Source organism: Streptomyces sp. NPDC027962 (assembly GCF_055566095.1).
The window spans coordinates 138,100-153,119 of sequence record NZ_JBVHTA010000014.1; the positions used below are offsets into that span (position 1 = coordinate 138,100).

Below are 15,020 nucleotides of genomic sequence, written 5' to 3' on the forward strand. Positions count from 1 at the left end.
CAGGGGTAATATACTCCCCGCGTGGGGGGCACCTCCGAAAGAGAAGGATGACACCTGCCATGACCACGCCCACCGCCCTCAGCACCGGCGAAGCCCGCACCCGACTGCACGAACTGACCGTCATCGACGTCCGCACGCCCGGCGAATACGCCGGCGGGCACCTACCCGGCGCGCTGAACATCCCCCTCGACCAGATCAAGCGGGCGCTGCCCGCCATCCGTCACGCGGCCGACCGCGGTGACGTCCTGGTGGTGTGCGCGTCCGGCGCCCGGTCCGAGAACGCCTGCCGCATCCTCGCCGAGAACGGCGTCGACACCGCCACCCTCTCCGGCGGCACCGGAGCCTGGGCGGCCGACGGCCACGACCTCCACCGCCCCCAGAGCACCACCCGTGCCACCTGGGGCATGGAGCGACAGGTCCGCTTCACCGCCGGCACCATCGTCCTCCTCGGCCTCCTGCTCGGCCTGCTCGTCCACCCCGCCTTCCAGATCCTGTCCGCCGGCATCGCCGCCGGACTGGTCTTCTCCGCCCTCACCAACACCTGCAGCATGGCCGCCACGCTCGCCAGACTCCCCCACAACCGCCCCCGCGCCGCCGACCTCGACAACGCCCAGGCCCAACTCCGCAACCGCTGACACACGGATGGACGGGGGCGGCCCTCCCAGCAGGTGCGTGTCAGTCGCGGTCGGGGTGGCGGCGGACGAGTAGCCGTCGTGCCAGGCGGATTGGGTGCGGGAGTCGCCGATTCGGCAGACCTTTACACCCGCGCCGACTCCGAAGATGAGGGACTGCACTGCGGCGGTGAGACACAGAAGGATGCCCTCGCTCGCTCCGGACGCCGACCCGCATCATGACCCGCACCACCTCTCCGGCCGCCATAATGGGGGCATGCCCTCCAGCCCGCCCCACCCCGCACCCGCGTCGAAGAACCTCTCGGGCGCGGACGCAGAGGACCTCACGCTGTACCGGGAGAAGTTCCGGTGCCGTCTGCCGGAGTCGCTGGACGAGTTGCACGGCCCGACCCAGGGGGTCGTCGAGCTGCCGCTGCACATGGCCTGGTCCGGGATGACCTCGTACGACCTGGGCAAGCCACGCCAGCGTATGGGCCTGTACCGCACCGTCCTGCACGAGGGGCTGCGCGAGGACCTGCCCCGCTACCTCAACCAGGACCTGCTCCTCCAGCTGTGGCCGGTGCTGCGCACCCTCGTCGGCCGCACCGTGCGCACCGTGTGGGAGGACGCCTTCGCTCAGCTCGCCTCCCGCACCCAGGCAGCCGCGTGACGGACATGCCGGAGCTGCACACACGGCTCCTGGCGGATGTGATCGCCCTCGGCTCCCCGTACCCCCTGGTCCTCACCGGCGGCTATGCCGTGCGGGCGCACCGCCTCGTGAACCGCCCCAGCCAGGACCTCGATGTCGCCACCGAGAACCCGGCAGGACTGCGAGGTCGACATCCTCAAGGAGATCTTCTGGCGGCCGGTCGCCCAGAGCCCGTACGGGCCCGTCCTCGCGGAGGAGGACGTGATCGGGACCAAGGTCCGCGCCCTCGCCGACCGCGGAGCGCCCCGTGACCTGATCGACGTGTTCGCAGCCTCCCGCCGTTGGAACACCGCCGATCTCGAGGAATTCGGCCGTCGCCACGCCCGCGGCCGCTTCGAGCGCGAAGACCTGCGGGCAACCTCGGCGGAGCCGAGTGGACCGATGACGAAGCCTTCGCCGCCTACGGCCTGGGCCAGGCCACCATCACCGCTCTTCGTAACTGGGCCGTGGAATGGGCCGACGACCTCGCGACCCGACTCCTCGAAGAGTCCGATGATCCGGATATCGACTGATCGCGTCCGGCCGACCACAGGAAGCGGGAGCCGTCGGGGAATCGAGCGCGGGGCGACGGCAAGTGCGGTGCCGTGGAAAGATCTCCATGGCACTGGGCACACTGGCCGCGATCACGGGCGATACGGCAAGCGACCACGCCGGCAACGTGTCGGGCGCCTTCATGGTCCGGTAGCTCCTCGCGGCGTCACCGCCACGCCCGCCCTGGCGCAACTTTCGCCAACAATTGTTCCTCAATGTAGTTGCCTGTCGCGTGGTGACACCACCACGCTCATCCACTCCGCAAACGGCCGCGACATGCAACCGGCGCACCTTCCGGCCACGGGCAACCATGACCGGTACGGGAGGTCGGACTACAGCGGCGCGATCCGGCAGTCCGGATACGTACGTTCTCGTTCGCGACTAACGACCACATGGTCTGCGGCCGGCCACCACCACCTCGAACGAGCGTCAAATGAGCGTCAAGATATCGCCCGTAACGCCCACATCACACATAATGCGCACGCATAAAACCGCAGGTCAGGAGCCCTTTGCGGCCGGTTCGAGGATGGCGACACACACCACGTGGTGGGTCATCGGAAAGATGTCGGCTTGAAGGGATCAAGCAAAAGCCCAGGTCAGAGCGGGGTTCTCAGCTTATCGACCTTCGTGCAGGCGCCCAGAGCGTCAAACGAGCGTCAAGGCCGAGAGTCCGCCCCACTCAGTGGACGTTAAGTCCGTTTCTGGTAGCGGCCGCGTTCGGGTTGGGTGAGGAAGCCTTGGCGGGTGAGGCGTCCGAGGCGGCTGCGGGTGATGTTGACGGACGCCTCATGGGTGGGCATGCCGAGGAGCTCGTGCAGCTCGCGAGCCCTGAATGCCTGGTCGGGGTGCTGGTTGAAGGCGTTCACAATGGCCTGGTAGGCGGTGTTCGTCTCGGTCGGATCCGGCTCGTCTCGGGTCGGCGCGAGTTCCGCGATGACCTTCCGGGTGGTGGTCAGATCCGTAAGTCGCGCTTCGGTCTCGGCCAGGGCGGCGGTGAGGTGCTCGATCTGGCCGCGTAGTTCCCCGGCTCGGGCGGTGGCCTCGTCGTGGTGGGCATGGAGGCCGGCGAGGAGTTCGGCGACGTTCACGCGGCCAGTCCGAGGGGGTCGCTCCAGGCGGGACTCGGTGTGGTGAGACGGCAGGTCATGTTCGCGATGGAGGCCCAGTAGACGCGTGAGGCGGAGGTGTCGGGCCGGTGGTCGTACTCACGGGTCAGACGCCGGTGCAGCATCAGCGTGCCGTTCGTCTGCTCGACCACCCACCGCTTGGGCTGAGGGACGAAGCCTTTGCCCTGGTCAGCAGGGTTGCGGCAGACGACCTCGACGTCGATGTCCAGTAGGGCGCCGTGGATGATGACCTCGCCCTTGAAGCCCTGGTCCACCAGGGCCTTCTCCAGACGCATCCCGCACCGCTCGGCGGCCTGGTCGAGCAGGGCGGTGCCGGCGGCGTTGTCGTGGGCGGAGGCGGCCAGCACGACAACACCGATGATCAGCCCCAGAACGTCCACGGCCAGCCCCCGCTTGCGCCCCGACACCTTCTTGTTCGCGTACAGCCCCGTCGTGGTCTTGGGGACACCGGCGGCCGCGCGGACGGACTGGGTGTCGATGATCACGAGGGACGGGTCCTCTAACCGGCGGGCCTTCTCCCGCAGCTGGCAGCGCAGGAGTTCCTGGATCCGCTGGTCCAGCCCGTCCTCACGCCACAGGCGGAAGTAGTAGAACACCGCCGACCAGGCCGGCAGATCGTGCGGCAGCAGGCGCCACTGGCAGCCCGTCCGGTTCTGGTAGAAGATCGCGTTCACGACTTCCCGCAGGTCTCAGGACCCGGGATTGCCAGTCGCCGACCGCGCCACCCTGTCCTGCTTCCAGGCCGTGATCATCGGCTCGATCAACGCCCACTGCTCGTCCGATAAGTCGCTGAGGTATGGCTCTCTCTTCACGCCCCGCATCTCAACATGGACATGCTCACGAGGCGGTCCGGACCGCGATCAGTACCACGATCGAGCGACCACGAACCGAGGAAGATCGGACTTAACGCCCACTCAGTAGTCCTCGAAGCAGTGCTGCACGTTGGGCCAGGACAGGCCCAGATCCCGGCCAGCCTGCACCACCGATCGTCCGCCGCCACACACTGCGGCCCCGGCCGCCCGCCGAAGCGCCCCGGTCGTACGCATCCGCGCGGGTACCTGGCCTATGGACTCGGTGAACGAGCGGCGGTCGCAGTCGAGTTGGGTGCAGTGCCAGCGCGCCTTGCGCCAGCGGATACTCACCGGGCGCAAGACAGGTGTCTGGGGGCGGTGGTGCGGTAGTCCTTGAGCCTGGTGGAGAAAACCCCGCACGAGGGTCAGGCCCTCGCGGACTCCTCGTTCGTCACGACGTACACCGTCGATCCGCCCGCCTTGTCGTCCTTGACCTGCGTCACACTCACCCCCTCCAGCCCAAGCAGTCGCGTCGCAGCCTCGTTGGTCCCGGTATCGTCGATGCTCAAGCCCGTGGGTTCTTCATGATCGGTTGCCTAGACAACAACCATGATCACGAAGACCCGCGGGCTCCTTGCGTCCAGGCCACCCACACCCCAGGCCCGTCACGCTCGGTGACCGAACATCAGGCCGTCACCGCCACACCCCCACTAAATTCGAAGACCCGCTATCCGGCTACAGTAGGTGAGCCCGTTGGATGGCATAGCGAATCCGTGCAGAGAGGGGCAGCGGGGAATGAGTGTGGTGGAGAGCTGGTCCCGCGTAATGAATCTCCTCCGGGAGCATGCTCCGGCCGATCACGCGGACCTGCCCGGCCCGGCCCCGGAGCGGATACTCGCGGCCGCCGAGGAGCGCATGGGTGTCTCATTGCCTCAGGAAATGCGTGCATGGCTCCTGCGGAACAGTCTGGATCTTCCCGAGGAGGACGCCGACGACGACGTGGCCTGCTGCGGCTTCGACGGCTTCCCGGACGAGGGGAGCTTCTTCCTCGGCATCCGCGCCATGGAGAAGCTGTACGCGAACCACCCGATGGCGGGATCGGACGACTGGCACAGGGAGTGGGTTCCGTTCCTGTCGGACCAGGACGGCTGGGCGGGCAAGTTCATCGACGTGCGGGACGGCCGTATCGGCAGATGGTTCGTGGGGGAGATCCCGGTCATGGGCGAGTACGCGTCGCTGGCCGACTACTTCGACTCCGTCGCGCAGCTGCTGACGAGGGTCGGCGACGGAAGCCACCCGGTCTGCTCAGTCGTCGACGGACGGCTCCACTGGATGTGACGCAGGCCGCACAGCCCTTCGAGCGACGAAAAGCGCCCCCGGGAATGACCGGGGGGCGCTTCTCATGACGTGCTTACGGCGTGGGCGCCGTGAACCCGTCCAGGTCGAGCCAGTAGTCGTCGTCCTCCATCAGACGCTGTTCCTTGATGAAGTCGCCGAACGGCCGCATCGACTGGGTGTTCTGCCAGTTCGACATCGAGGACCGGCCACACGGCTCCTTCCACGTCGGTGCCGGGGCGCCCGGGCGCAGATGGAGCGTCATGGTGTCGTCCGCGTTGCGCCTGACGTACGTCTGCACGCACTCCTTGCCGCTGTAGGCGACGGGGTTGGGGCCCGCGGAGTTTCCGGCGCTCTGGACCGCGTTGGCGAAGACGAACTCGTCACAGCTCCTCTGGTCGGTGCGCGGTTCCCCTGCCTCCAGGGTCCACATGTCGCTGAACAGGCCGGTGCCGCTATAGGTCTTCCACTGCCTGCTGCAGATGAGCTGGCGGTTGCGGTCCGACTGGATCTTGCCCGAGCCGTCGACGGACATCTTGTTGCCGAGGTAGGTGAGCGGCTTGCCGCTGCTGCGCTGACCCCACTTGATGTTGGTCTTGCGCCACATCATGTCGATGTGAGCCGCGGCCCCGGGGAACTTCTTGGAGTTCATGACATACGTCGGCTTGTAGCCGGAGAACACACAGCCGGTACCCGCGCTGGAGACCTCGGAGTCGCAACGGATGGTCAGCTTGGCGCTCTCGAATTCGGACGGATTCACGACCGAGGTGCTGTTGACCTTACCGCCGAGAGACAAGTACGGGGTGATCGTGTTCTTGGTGGTGCCGCTGGGCGTCCACTTGAACCGCGTAGTGACGGTCCGCAGGAGCGTGTCGCCCTTGGCGAAGGTCTTCGACCCGTTCCAGTCGACGCTGGTGACGTCGCAGTAACCCCGGCACTTGGCCGCGTAGTCGAAGGTGGCGGTGTTCACCGTACCGTCCATCGACTTCAGCCGGATCGTGGTGACCTGCGAGAACTCGGCACTCTTCGGGTCGAGGTAGTACGTGATGTAGAGGTCGAAAGCCGCGCTTCCGACCGGGACGGTGTTCGAGTACTCCGTCATCCCGTAGTCGCTGTGGATACAGGCGGTGGTGCGCTTGCGGCTGAGGGAGTGGTTGACCGTCGAGCATGACGCGGTGCTCGTGGCGGCCATCGCCATCGGCGCCGCCGTGGCGGTGTTTGCCGAGGAGCTGCCGGCCGCGGAGAAGAGGCCGTCGGTGATGTCCTCGTTCGGCTCGACCGGCGCCGGCTCCGGAGCGGTCGGGTCGACCGTCATATTGCCGGTCAGCTTCAGGCCGTTGTACGTGCCCGGCACGAACGCCACCGCGTCGAAGGCGATGTCCGCCGACCCGCTGCCGCCGTTGAAGTTGTCGAGCCGCACCTCGGGGATCTGGTCACCGAATTCATAGGCACCCAGGTCCACCCACTTGTTGGCCTGGTTCGCCGTCTGCGAGATGGCCGCCTCCTCCTCCCCCTCCGGGGTCTGGATCCGGTAGACGGCGTTGGTGGTCTGCGCCCCGTGGTCGGGGATGTGCGCGAAGATCTTCGCCTGGCGGGTCGTGTTGGTCAGCGGAGCGTTCAGCTTCCAGGTGCCGGTGACCTTCATACGGTTCGCGTTGGCCGGGTAGGACTCCGGCGAGCGGGTGTGCGTGAACCAGAAGTGGTTGCCGTAGCCCGCGCCGATCTGGTGCGTGTCGATCTTCCCCGGATATGTGGTGACAGTGGTCGGGTTGGCCGTACCGTCGTGGGTGAGATCCATCTGGGTGTCCCACGGCACGTAGCTGAGGCTGAACGTGCCGTTCGACTTCACCGCTCCGCAGCCGCGGCTGGTGTCGACTCCCGCGGGGATGGTGCCGTCGGGCAGGTCGTCGACCACCAAGGTGTGGGCGGGCAGGGACCCGATGGAGCAGTTCGGCGGGTATGAGCCGGCGTCCGGCTGCTCGCCGTAGGACGTGGTGAAGCGGTGCACGCCGTTTCCGCACTCGGCGAGGCGTTCACAGTCCTTCCACTGGTCCTTGGTGATCTCCTCGTGCCACCAGCAGTGCAGCCAGTGCGGGTTGGTGTCGCTGTCGCCCGAGTCGGCGGTGCAGGCGCCCATGCCCTGGTCGTTGGAGTCGTGTTCGCCGATCTTGGACGGGTCGCAGTAGTTCGACCCGTTGCAGAACAGGTCAACCGGCGGCTTGGCGTTGGATCGGTCCGCGTTGGTGGTCCACCACGCGGCGCGGTAGCCGGCCTGGAAGTCGCCGGGCGCGAACATCGCCGAGATCGGGCGGGCCGCCCAGCCGATCACCTTCTCCTGGTACGGCCAGTCCTGCGGGTGCGCGGCGTGGCTGTAGTCGTCCCCGGCGGGGTTGGTGGCGTTCTGCAGGAAGGGGACGCGGTTGGCCTTCCACAGCGGGTTGGCCGGGTTGTTGGTCCAGCCGACGCCCCAGTGGCCCTGGGAGTCCGCGGTGCTGTAGAAGCCGGAGTTGTACGCCCACAGGGCGAAGAACCAGTTCTCGATCCACTTGGGGTGGCCGCCGTTGATCTTCATCCCGGCGTTGTAGGTCTGGTTCCACTTCTCGGACAGGATCCGCACACCGGCGGCGATGTTCGCCGTGTAGTCGAGGGCGACGGCTTCCTGCGCGAGCGTCGACAGAGCGGTCTCGCCCGGCTTGGTCTTGCCCGCCAGCCGCATACCGTCGGTGGCCTGGGTGATGCCGTAACCGCAGTCGGCGTCTGCCCAGTTGATCCGCCAGGGGTCGAGCTGCTCGCCCGAGGCGGCGTAGTCGACACCGTAGTAGTTGCCGATCAGGGAGTTGGCGGTGACACCGGGCACGGCGAAGCGGGTGGCCTGCCACATGTTGGACTCCTGCGCGGTGATGCCGAGCATCACCTGCGCGGGAATGTGCCACTTGTCGGTGACGTCCGGGTCCTCGTTGTCGAGGGCGCCGTTGGGGTCACCGGCGAGCACGGTCGGCGGGAACAGGCCCTGGGGCTGGTAGCCGCCGGTGCCGGTGCTCTTCCAGTCCGGCGACCGGTAGAAGTTCAGCTCGCCGACGACGGCCTGGTCCACGGCCCATTCGACCTGGCGCGGAGTGGGCTGGAACGCCTGCTTCTTCGCGTCATTGCGGGCCACCGCGCAGTAGCGTTCCCCGGTGCCCTCGCTCGGGTTGTCAGCCTGCGCGGTGAGGGCCTGGGTACGGACGGTCTGCGTGGACAGGCCGTCTGTGCTCTTCTTGCCCATGTCCGGGCCGGAGTCGACCGGGCCGCCGGTGGGTAGAGCGGGGGACAGGGCGTGCCCCTGTGCCTCGTCGCCCACGCGGTGCGCACCGGGGCGCAGGTCGAGGGTTACGGACTTGCCCGAGACCAGCATGCGCAGGGCCGTACGGGCGGGGCGCGGCTTGGCGGCGTCCTCCGGGTTGACCAGGGTGGTCTTCCCATCGGACCAGGTGGTGGTCAGGGCCGCCTGGGCGTGGCTGGAGATAGCCGCGCCCTTGGGGAGCTTGCCGGGGTTGTGCACCCGCTTGGGCAGGGCCTTGGACGTGGCGTCACCGGTGACGAACACCTCGCCGCGTGCCGAGCGGGTCAGGTCCCAGGCGTGCAGCCCGCCGGAGGCGACGGTGACGGGCTCGGTCTTCTTGCCCTGCCTCACCTTCGTACGGTCCAGGTGCTTGGCCCAGGCGGCCGGCTTGTCGGACGCCTTCTTGTCCAACTCGCGGTCGATGAAGGTGATACCGCCGTCGCCGTCGGCGGTGATCTGGAACGGCACCGTGGTGGTGGACGCCAGGGTCTTCTCGGCCGTGCCGTTGATCCGTACCAGCTTGTTGCCGTGGGCGGCGACGATGCCCGCGTCGGTGGGGATCGCCGAGGTGATCTGCCCGGCGAGCGTGACCGGCTTCGACTCCTTGCCGGTGGCCGCGTCGACGGTGATCAGACGGGTCTGCTGCTTGTCGTCACCGTCATGGGTGAGCTGGGTGAACACCGCCTGATCGCCCTGGCCGCAGCCGGGCGAGAAGTAGGCGAGCGACGACTGGAACGGCAGCTTGGTGACCTCGCCCGAGGTCAGGTCCACCACCGCGGTGAAGGCACCGCGCACCATCAGCTCGGGCTTGTTGGTGAACATCCGCGGCGCGTACGAGACGGCCGCGTACTTGCCGGACTCGGTGACGCAGTGGTTGCCGATCCAGGTGTCCGAGGCGAAACCGTCCTCGAACAGACTTGCCACCGTGCGGAGTTGGTAGCCGTCCTTCTCCTTGCCCGCAAGGAGGTGGAAGCCGGTGCCGTCACCGGTCGCGGTGACCGCGGTGTCCGCGGACTTCTCGTAGCCCTTGCCGAGCAGGCCGGCGCGGTCCTTCGCGGGGATCGCGGAGGGCTTCAGGGAGAGCTTCTTCTGCTGCTGGGTGGTGTCGCTCCACCCCTGCGCCGCACCCTTGGGCGGCCTTGGTGCCTCGGCCTGCGCGGGCAGGCTCAGCGGTATCGCCAGCGCGGTGGTCACCGCAAGGGTGACCGGCACGCGCAGACGGATACGTATCTGTCTCAACTGTTTTCCTTCTCTGGTTACTTGGTGGCCTTCGCGGTCTCAAGGACCTCGCCCATGCGCTTCTTGATGGCGGCAAGCTGGTCCTTGTTCTCCTCGATCAGCCGCTTCTGGACGGCCGACTCCTCCGTGAACCAGACCTCGATCAGACGGGTCTGCTCCTTGCAGTCGATGTCGTCCAGCGCGAGCTCGATCGCGTTCTTGGTGGTGCCGTCGCCGTCGGCGTAGCCCTGCTCCATCGCCCGGTACGGATCGGCAGCCTTGCGGCCCTTGTCCTTCATGCAGGCCGACCAGCTCTTGAGAGCCTTCTCGACCGGCTTCAGCGGCCGGGACTCGGAGAGGCTTGTCGAGGCGAGCCCGGAGACAAAGCCCGCATCCTCCTCGTTCACCTTGAGCCGCCGCTTCGACCAGCCGGCGCAGCCGCCCTCGTGCAGCTTCTTTCCGTTGTGCTCTGCGCGCGCGGGCTCCGGGACCCTGCCGAAATGGCCGTCGCTGACCTTGGCGCCCTTGGGCGGGGCGAACTCGGGCTTCTTCCGCCCGGTCAGGACCTCCACCTCGATGCCTGAAAGCCCCTCCTCGACGGATTCGAGGCTCCGGGTCAGCTCCTTCGGCAGCCCGTACCCGTACTTCTGTGCCTGTGCGCGGTCGCTGAGGCCGTAACGCCGCTCGATCGAGACGGCGTTGCTGTGGGGCGGCGGGTTCGCGCCGGGACGCGGCAGATCGACGGTCAGCCCGTACTCGGACATGCACCGCATCTGCAGGGTGCGCAGCGCGGTGTCGACGGCGACCTGATCCGCGTAGGAGGGCAGGTAAGCCTCGAGCGGCAGCTCCAGGCCCTTGACCAGTCCGGAAGTAGGCACCTCAGCAGGCCAGTTGGTTCGGTCGATGGGAGCCTTGTCCTTCGCCGAGTCGGAGGCCGATCCGGACGAGGAGCAGGCACCGAGCGAGATTGCCGCGAGCATGACAGTGGTGGCGACGGTCGTTCGCCTGAGGACGTGCATGAGTTTTCCTTCTCTACGTGACGCGAGGTGGTCCGCGTGCGTGGCGCATGCCAGCCGCGCTCCTTGCGCTCAGCGGCGCAGCGCCTCTACCGGCGTGATGCGGGAAGCTCTCCAAGCCGGATACAGGCCGGCCAGCAGACCAGTCGCCAGGCCGATGGCGGGCGCGGTTGTCACCGTCATGGAATGGATGACGGGCGTCCAGTCCCGGGCGATCGCGACTCCGACAACAGTCAGCGTGCCAAGGGAGGTACCAACGAGGCCACCCAGGGCCCCCAAGGTCGCGGATTCCGTGAGGAACTGAGTGGTGATGTGTCGGCCGCGTGCTCCCAGCGCACGCCGCAGCCCGATCTCACTCGTGCGTTCCAGCACTGCCACGAGTGTGGTATTGGCGATACCGACGGCTCCGATGAAGAGGCAGATCGCCGCAAGGAGGAGAAAGAGCTGGTCGAGGTCCCCCGTGACCTTGACCCGCAGGCTCCTCGGATCCGGCGGGGGGGATGGCCTTGAAGTACTGGGGATGAGCAGGGTCGAGCGCCATCGGGGACTCCTGGGCCACCTGGGTCGCTGCTCCCAGACGGGTCGACACCAGCATCTTGGCACCATCTTTGGGAGTACCCCATATGTGCTGTTCCGTTGAGCGAGGGACGACAACAGACAGGAGAAGATCTGCCTTGCGTTCCACATCACCGATCACACCGATCACGGTGAACGCCTCGTCGCCGATGAAGACTGCCGGCTGAGTCTCGACGGTTGAGATACCGAGCTGGGCAGCGACCCCTGACCCAACAACTGCCACACGCTGGCGGGTTCTGTGGTGCCAGACATCAAAATTCCTGCCCTGGACAATCGAGGGACCGGCGGCATCGAGGACACCTGAGGAGGCGGCAACGACTTGGATGACAAAGTCGCCGCGGTCTTCCAGCCATACCCGTCTGCGCCTTCAGCCGTCAGCAGATGAAACCCGGTGACGTCCCCGGACGTGGTCAGAACCCGGTCATCGGCGCTGCCAGCGATCTCCTTGCGCTTGCTGCCGGGGATCGCCGAGGGATAGTCCTTGTCCGAACCCTTGGGCTTGGCCATACCGTTCGCAGCACCCTTGGGAGGAGCGGGCTCACCTGCCTGCGCCGGCAAGGTAAGCGGCACGGACATCACGGCCGCGGTGGCGAAGGCTACAACTAAGCGCCCCCGTCTTGTCTGGCCTATCAAAACATCTCCCATTCGTGTTCCTCATAGGGATCAGGGCCGGAGTACGCGTACGGTGCGTGCTCCGGCCCTGGTGGTCTTTGGGGTGTGGGGGTCAGCCACGGAGGACTTCGCGCGTGGTCTCCACGATCGAGACACGCGGATGGTCGGGCACCGGCTTGCCGGGGTCGGTAAAGGTCAATTCCGTCGGCCACGACCCGCCCGGGTAGACGCCAACGGTTCCGGTTTCCATGGAAGCCTTCGCGTCGAACCCGCCGGGACCGGTGACACGGACCTCCACCCGGTAGACGGCCCGCCCGCTGCCGGTATTCGTTATCTTCAGCGGAACCTTCAGCGCATCTCCCTCCCTAACCGGAGAGAAAACGCTCACATCCCCCCGGGTCGCGACGGTCCGTCCGAAGTCTTCACCTCCCGATACACTGCCTCTGGGCCTCAGCGAGGGCGTGACCGGCTCCCCGCTCGCCGCGGCGGCGGCCCGCTCCCTGCTCACCTCGTCCGTCCACTTTGGGGCAGGGGCAGGGCTGGTGCCGGGCGATGTCGGGGCAGTGGCTGCCAGGCTCGGAGAGACCCGCGCGGACGGCGTCTTCGGGGCAGAGGCCGACGCGTCGGCCTGTGGCCCCGCGCAAGCAGTACACAGAACGCCGACCGCCACAACGGCCGTGCTCACAGCGAAAGATGCGCGGCACCAGAGGGGCGGGCGCGCAGTAGTACGGCTCATCATGTGACGTCCGTGCCCTGTCAGTTGCACGGAGGGACGTGGAACTGACGGTTGATAAGCGCGGTGGTGGAGGTCTTGGAGTTCTTCATGATCGCGGTGACCTTCGCGCACAGACCATCGGTTACACGGACCGGGCCGGCGTACTGGCTGAAGTTGCCCTCATCCACGCTGCACGGCTTGCTGAGGTCGTTCGGACACAGCTTGAGTTTCATGTACATCGTGGTGCCGAGGTTGTTGTCGAAGATCGCGCAACTGTTGAAGGGTGCCACGTTCTTCTGGTAGGTGAACAGGGTTCCCCACCGCCGCTCGTCGGGAAGCTGCTCGGCGTACTGGAGGTAGTAGCCGGATCCGCACAGGTTTGATGTGGCCTGGACTGCCTGAGGGTCAGATGCGGCGATCGTGCGCGTGGTGCTGGTGGCTGTGGGAGAGATGGGCACCCCCGCGACGGTGGTTACGGAAGCGGCAGAGTCCTTCGGATCGCTCTTCATCGAAGCGGCGCTGACGGTGGCAGGGGACTTGACAGTCTCCTCCCCGGCGGCAGGAGAGGCGTAGCCGGCCGCCAGGAGACCGACGGTTGCAGCTCCGGCGGCTATACGGGCCGTCTGGGATCGGGCAATGGTTCTTAACTGCATGGTTTCCCCTCGGATTCACGTGAAGGCGTGCGAACAACCACGCCATGGCAATGCGCCCCGCTGCCGGACAGTCGCCAGGGGCGGGACAGTTGACGCCCTTTGCATCGGTTGAGTGTTCGAATTCTGGCCTGACGAGGGGTGAGCTTATGTCCACGTCTGCCGCCAGGGCAACGAACTTCCTGCCCGTGCACTCGCGTACGGCCCGTAGCAATGGCCTGATCGCGCGGTACCAGGTTCCCGGGACCCGGCGCCGATTGGTCACTCCTGTCACGAGTGGAGACCCTCGCATCAGGCGTTAAACAATCGATAGACGCCGCGGCCAGCGCTGGAGTTAGTGGGCAGCGTTGAGGATGGACGTGGCAACCGGGCAAGCGGCAGCACCTCCGTGCCCGCCGGACTGCACAACCACCGCTACGGCCGCTTCTCGCGGAATGCGACCTACGAACTGTCCGGATACGTCTGGCCGGCGGCCTCAGCGGATTGACCTGAACCTGCCCCTAACAGCGCGGCAGTCCTTGCCGGCCCGTGTACCTTCCCATCGAACCTGGGCAGACCGGTGTTCCAAGTCACCCCGGCCGGTCCCGCAGTAACTGCGGCCGGTCGCCATGGCCGGTGTCATGGCCAGCACCGCGGCGGTGTCGGGTCCCACCGCTGCGGTGAGCTCTTCCGGATCGACCTGCCAGCCCCCGGGCGTGGGGGTGCACGGAACGTGGTGGGGAACTCCCACCACCAGCCGAATCCGGTTGACCAACCCGCGTACACCGGGTCGCAGACGACGACCTCCTGACCGAGCTCCACCGTGGCCAGGAGCACGTTCAGCAGCGCGTTGAGCCCTCGGGCGGCGCTCACGCACTCGGTGGCCGGATCGTAGTGGATCCTGGACAGCCGGGAGACATGGGCGGCGTCCGCCTGCTCTGCCTTGCTCGTCAGCCAGGGCATCGCCAGGGCCAGAACGTCCGGCAACCGTATGGCACTGCCATTGTGGGCGACGAGGAGTTCCCGTCCCCTCGTCAGAATGCGTACGTCGGTGGCGCCGAGGTCCTCGGCGTTCTGCACGATCTCCGAGAGTCCCTGGAGACGGTCGCTCGACAGATTCCCCGCGTGGTCTCGGGTACGTCTCAGCGCGTGCCGTACTTGACCGTCCAGTCGCGCGAACCGGCTGCCGAGTCGCTCGACCGCCGCCTCAGTCGCCGCCTCACCCTCCGGCTCCGGTACGACGGCTCCTTCTGGGATGCCCTCCATGGAGAAGAGCGCATCGGCGGACGCAATTCCCCGCTCCACCGCAGCCGTTCGACGCACCGCATCCCCCGTGCTTATCTCCGCCCCCACGTACCTCGCCACTCCCTGCGACACAGGGTAACGAGGCCAGCGCAATCAGCACACGTCCATCCGAGACCTGTCGCTGTATAGCCCAAGCCCAAAGAACAGACCCAACGTGCTACTCGACGGGTAGAGCCCGCCAAGTCGATTGACCCGCGCCATCTGATCCAGGAAGACCACCTCACACTCCGTCAGAAACAGCGTCGAACGAGCGTCAAGACATTTCCCGAACCCGTCTCTGACGGAGTTGAGCAGAGCGTTCTGGACTCACACTCCCGCTGCGAAACCGCAGGTGAGCCACGTGGCGGCTATCTACAACATGCTCCACGCGGTGAACTTCGGGAAACAGGTCGAGCACCACCGGCCACATCTGGAAAACACAAGAAAGCCGCAGGTCAGCAGCGCAGCGCGCCTTCGGCGCGCGCCGTGGGCGTGGTAAATCCCGTGGCGCGCGCCGGGGGTGCTTCTGTCTGCCCTGACGTGA

General features: G+C 66.9%; 11 protein-coding genes and 3 pseudogenes. 4 read left to right on the top strand and 10 right to left on the bottom strand.

Annotation, left to right across the window (positions count from 1 at the left end):
* Positions 1 to 59 precede the first annotated feature (59 nt).
* The 3 genes and pseudogenes from ACZ4SA_RS16180 (at position 60) to ACZ4SA_RS16190 (ending at position 1,832) form a co-directional block, all read left to right on the top strand.
* Entirely contained in the window at positions 60 to 635 is a 576-nt protein-coding gene (locus ACZ4SA_RS16180) for a rhodanese-like domain-containing protein (protein ID WP_468274554.1), read from the top strand.
* 253 nt (positions 636 to 888) lie between these two features.
* Entirely contained in the window at positions 889 to 1,281 is a 393-nt protein-coding gene (locus ACZ4SA_RS16185) for a hypothetical protein (RefSeq protein ID WP_468274556.1), read from the top strand.
* Between the two features lie 5 nt (positions 1,282 to 1,286).
* Positions 1,287 to 1,832: pseudogene (locus ACZ4SA_RS16190) on the top strand (nucleotidyl transferase AbiEii/AbiGii toxin family protein).
* Positions 1,833 to 2,540: 708 nt separating this feature from the next.
* On the opposite strand, the gene ACZ4SA_RS16195 reads toward ACZ4SA_RS16190, so the two are convergent.
* The 4 genes and pseudogenes from ACZ4SA_RS16195 to ACZ4SA_RS16210 form a co-directional block, all read right to left on the bottom strand.
* Complete coding sequence (locus ACZ4SA_RS16195; RefSeq protein WP_468274559.1) at positions 2,541 to 2,939, bottom strand: hypothetical protein; 399 nt, start codon at positions 2,937 to 2,939, stop codon at positions 2,541 to 2,543.
* Positions 2,936 to 3,790: pseudogene (locus ACZ4SA_RS16200) on the bottom strand (IS5 family transposase). Before ACZ4SA_RS16200 ends, ACZ4SA_RS16195 begins: the two are co-directional and overlap by 4 nt.
* 102 nt (positions 3,791 to 3,892) lie before the next feature.
* Positions 3,893 to 4,120: a hypothetical protein gene (locus ACZ4SA_RS16205; protein WP_468274561.1), complete on the bottom strand. Its 228-nt coding sequence runs from the start codon at positions 4,118 to 4,120 to the stop codon at positions 3,893 to 3,895.
* Positions 4,121 to 4,194: 74 nt separating this feature from the next.
* The gene (locus ACZ4SA_RS16210; RefSeq protein WP_468274563.1) at positions 4,195 to 4,338 is read right to left on the bottom strand and encodes a hypothetical protein; all 144 of its coding nucleotides are present in this window, start codon (positions 4,336 to 4,338) and stop codon (positions 4,195 to 4,197) included.
* Between the two features lie 256 nt (positions 4,339 to 4,594).
* On the opposite strand from ACZ4SA_RS16210, the gene ACZ4SA_RS16215 reads away from it, so the two are divergent.
* Positions 4,595 to 5,107, top strand: coding sequence for an SMI1/KNR4 family protein (locus ACZ4SA_RS16215; protein ID WP_468274565.1), 513 nt, complete (start codon positions 4,595 to 4,597; stop codon positions 5,105 to 5,107).
* 73 nt (positions 5,108 to 5,180) lie between these two features.
* Here ACZ4SA_RS16215 and ACZ4SA_RS16220 read toward each other — a convergent pair whose 3' ends face one another.
* From ACZ4SA_RS16220 to ACZ4SA_RS16245, 6 genes and pseudogenes are all read right to left on the bottom strand, one after another.
* The gene (locus tag ACZ4SA_RS16220) at positions 5,181 to 9,665 is read right to left on the bottom strand and encodes a golvesin C-terminal-like domain-containing protein (protein ID WP_468274567.1); all 4,485 of its coding nucleotides are present in this window, start codon (positions 9,663 to 9,665) and stop codon (positions 5,181 to 5,183) included.
* 17 nt (positions 9,666 to 9,682) lie between these two features.
* A complete protein-coding gene (locus tag ACZ4SA_RS16225) occupies positions 9,683 to 10,663 on the bottom strand; it encodes a hypothetical protein (protein ID WP_468274569.1) in 981 nt (326 codons plus the stop codon).
* 69 nt (positions 10,664 to 10,732) lie between these two features.
* A pseudogene (locus ACZ4SA_RS16230) lies at positions 10,733 to 11,561 on the bottom strand (ABC transporter permease); the annotation flags it as partial.
* 399 nt (positions 11,562 to 11,960) lie between these two features.
* Positions 11,961 to 12,356 (bottom strand): hypothetical protein, encoded by a 396-nt coding sequence (locus ACZ4SA_RS16235; protein ID WP_468274571.1) that lies wholly within the window; start codon positions 12,354 to 12,356, stop codon positions 11,961 to 11,963.
* 248 nt (positions 12,357 to 12,604) lie between these two features.
* Complete coding sequence (locus ACZ4SA_RS16240) at positions 12,605 to 13,021, bottom strand: hypothetical protein (RefSeq protein WP_468274573.1); 417 nt, start codon at positions 13,019 to 13,021, stop codon at positions 12,605 to 12,607.
* A gap of 810 nt (positions 13,022 to 13,831) precedes the next feature.
* Entirely contained in the window at positions 13,832 to 14,458 is a 627-nt protein-coding gene (locus ACZ4SA_RS16245) for a hypothetical protein (protein WP_468274574.1), read from the bottom strand.
* Between the last annotated feature and the right edge of the window lie 562 nt (positions 14,459 to 15,020).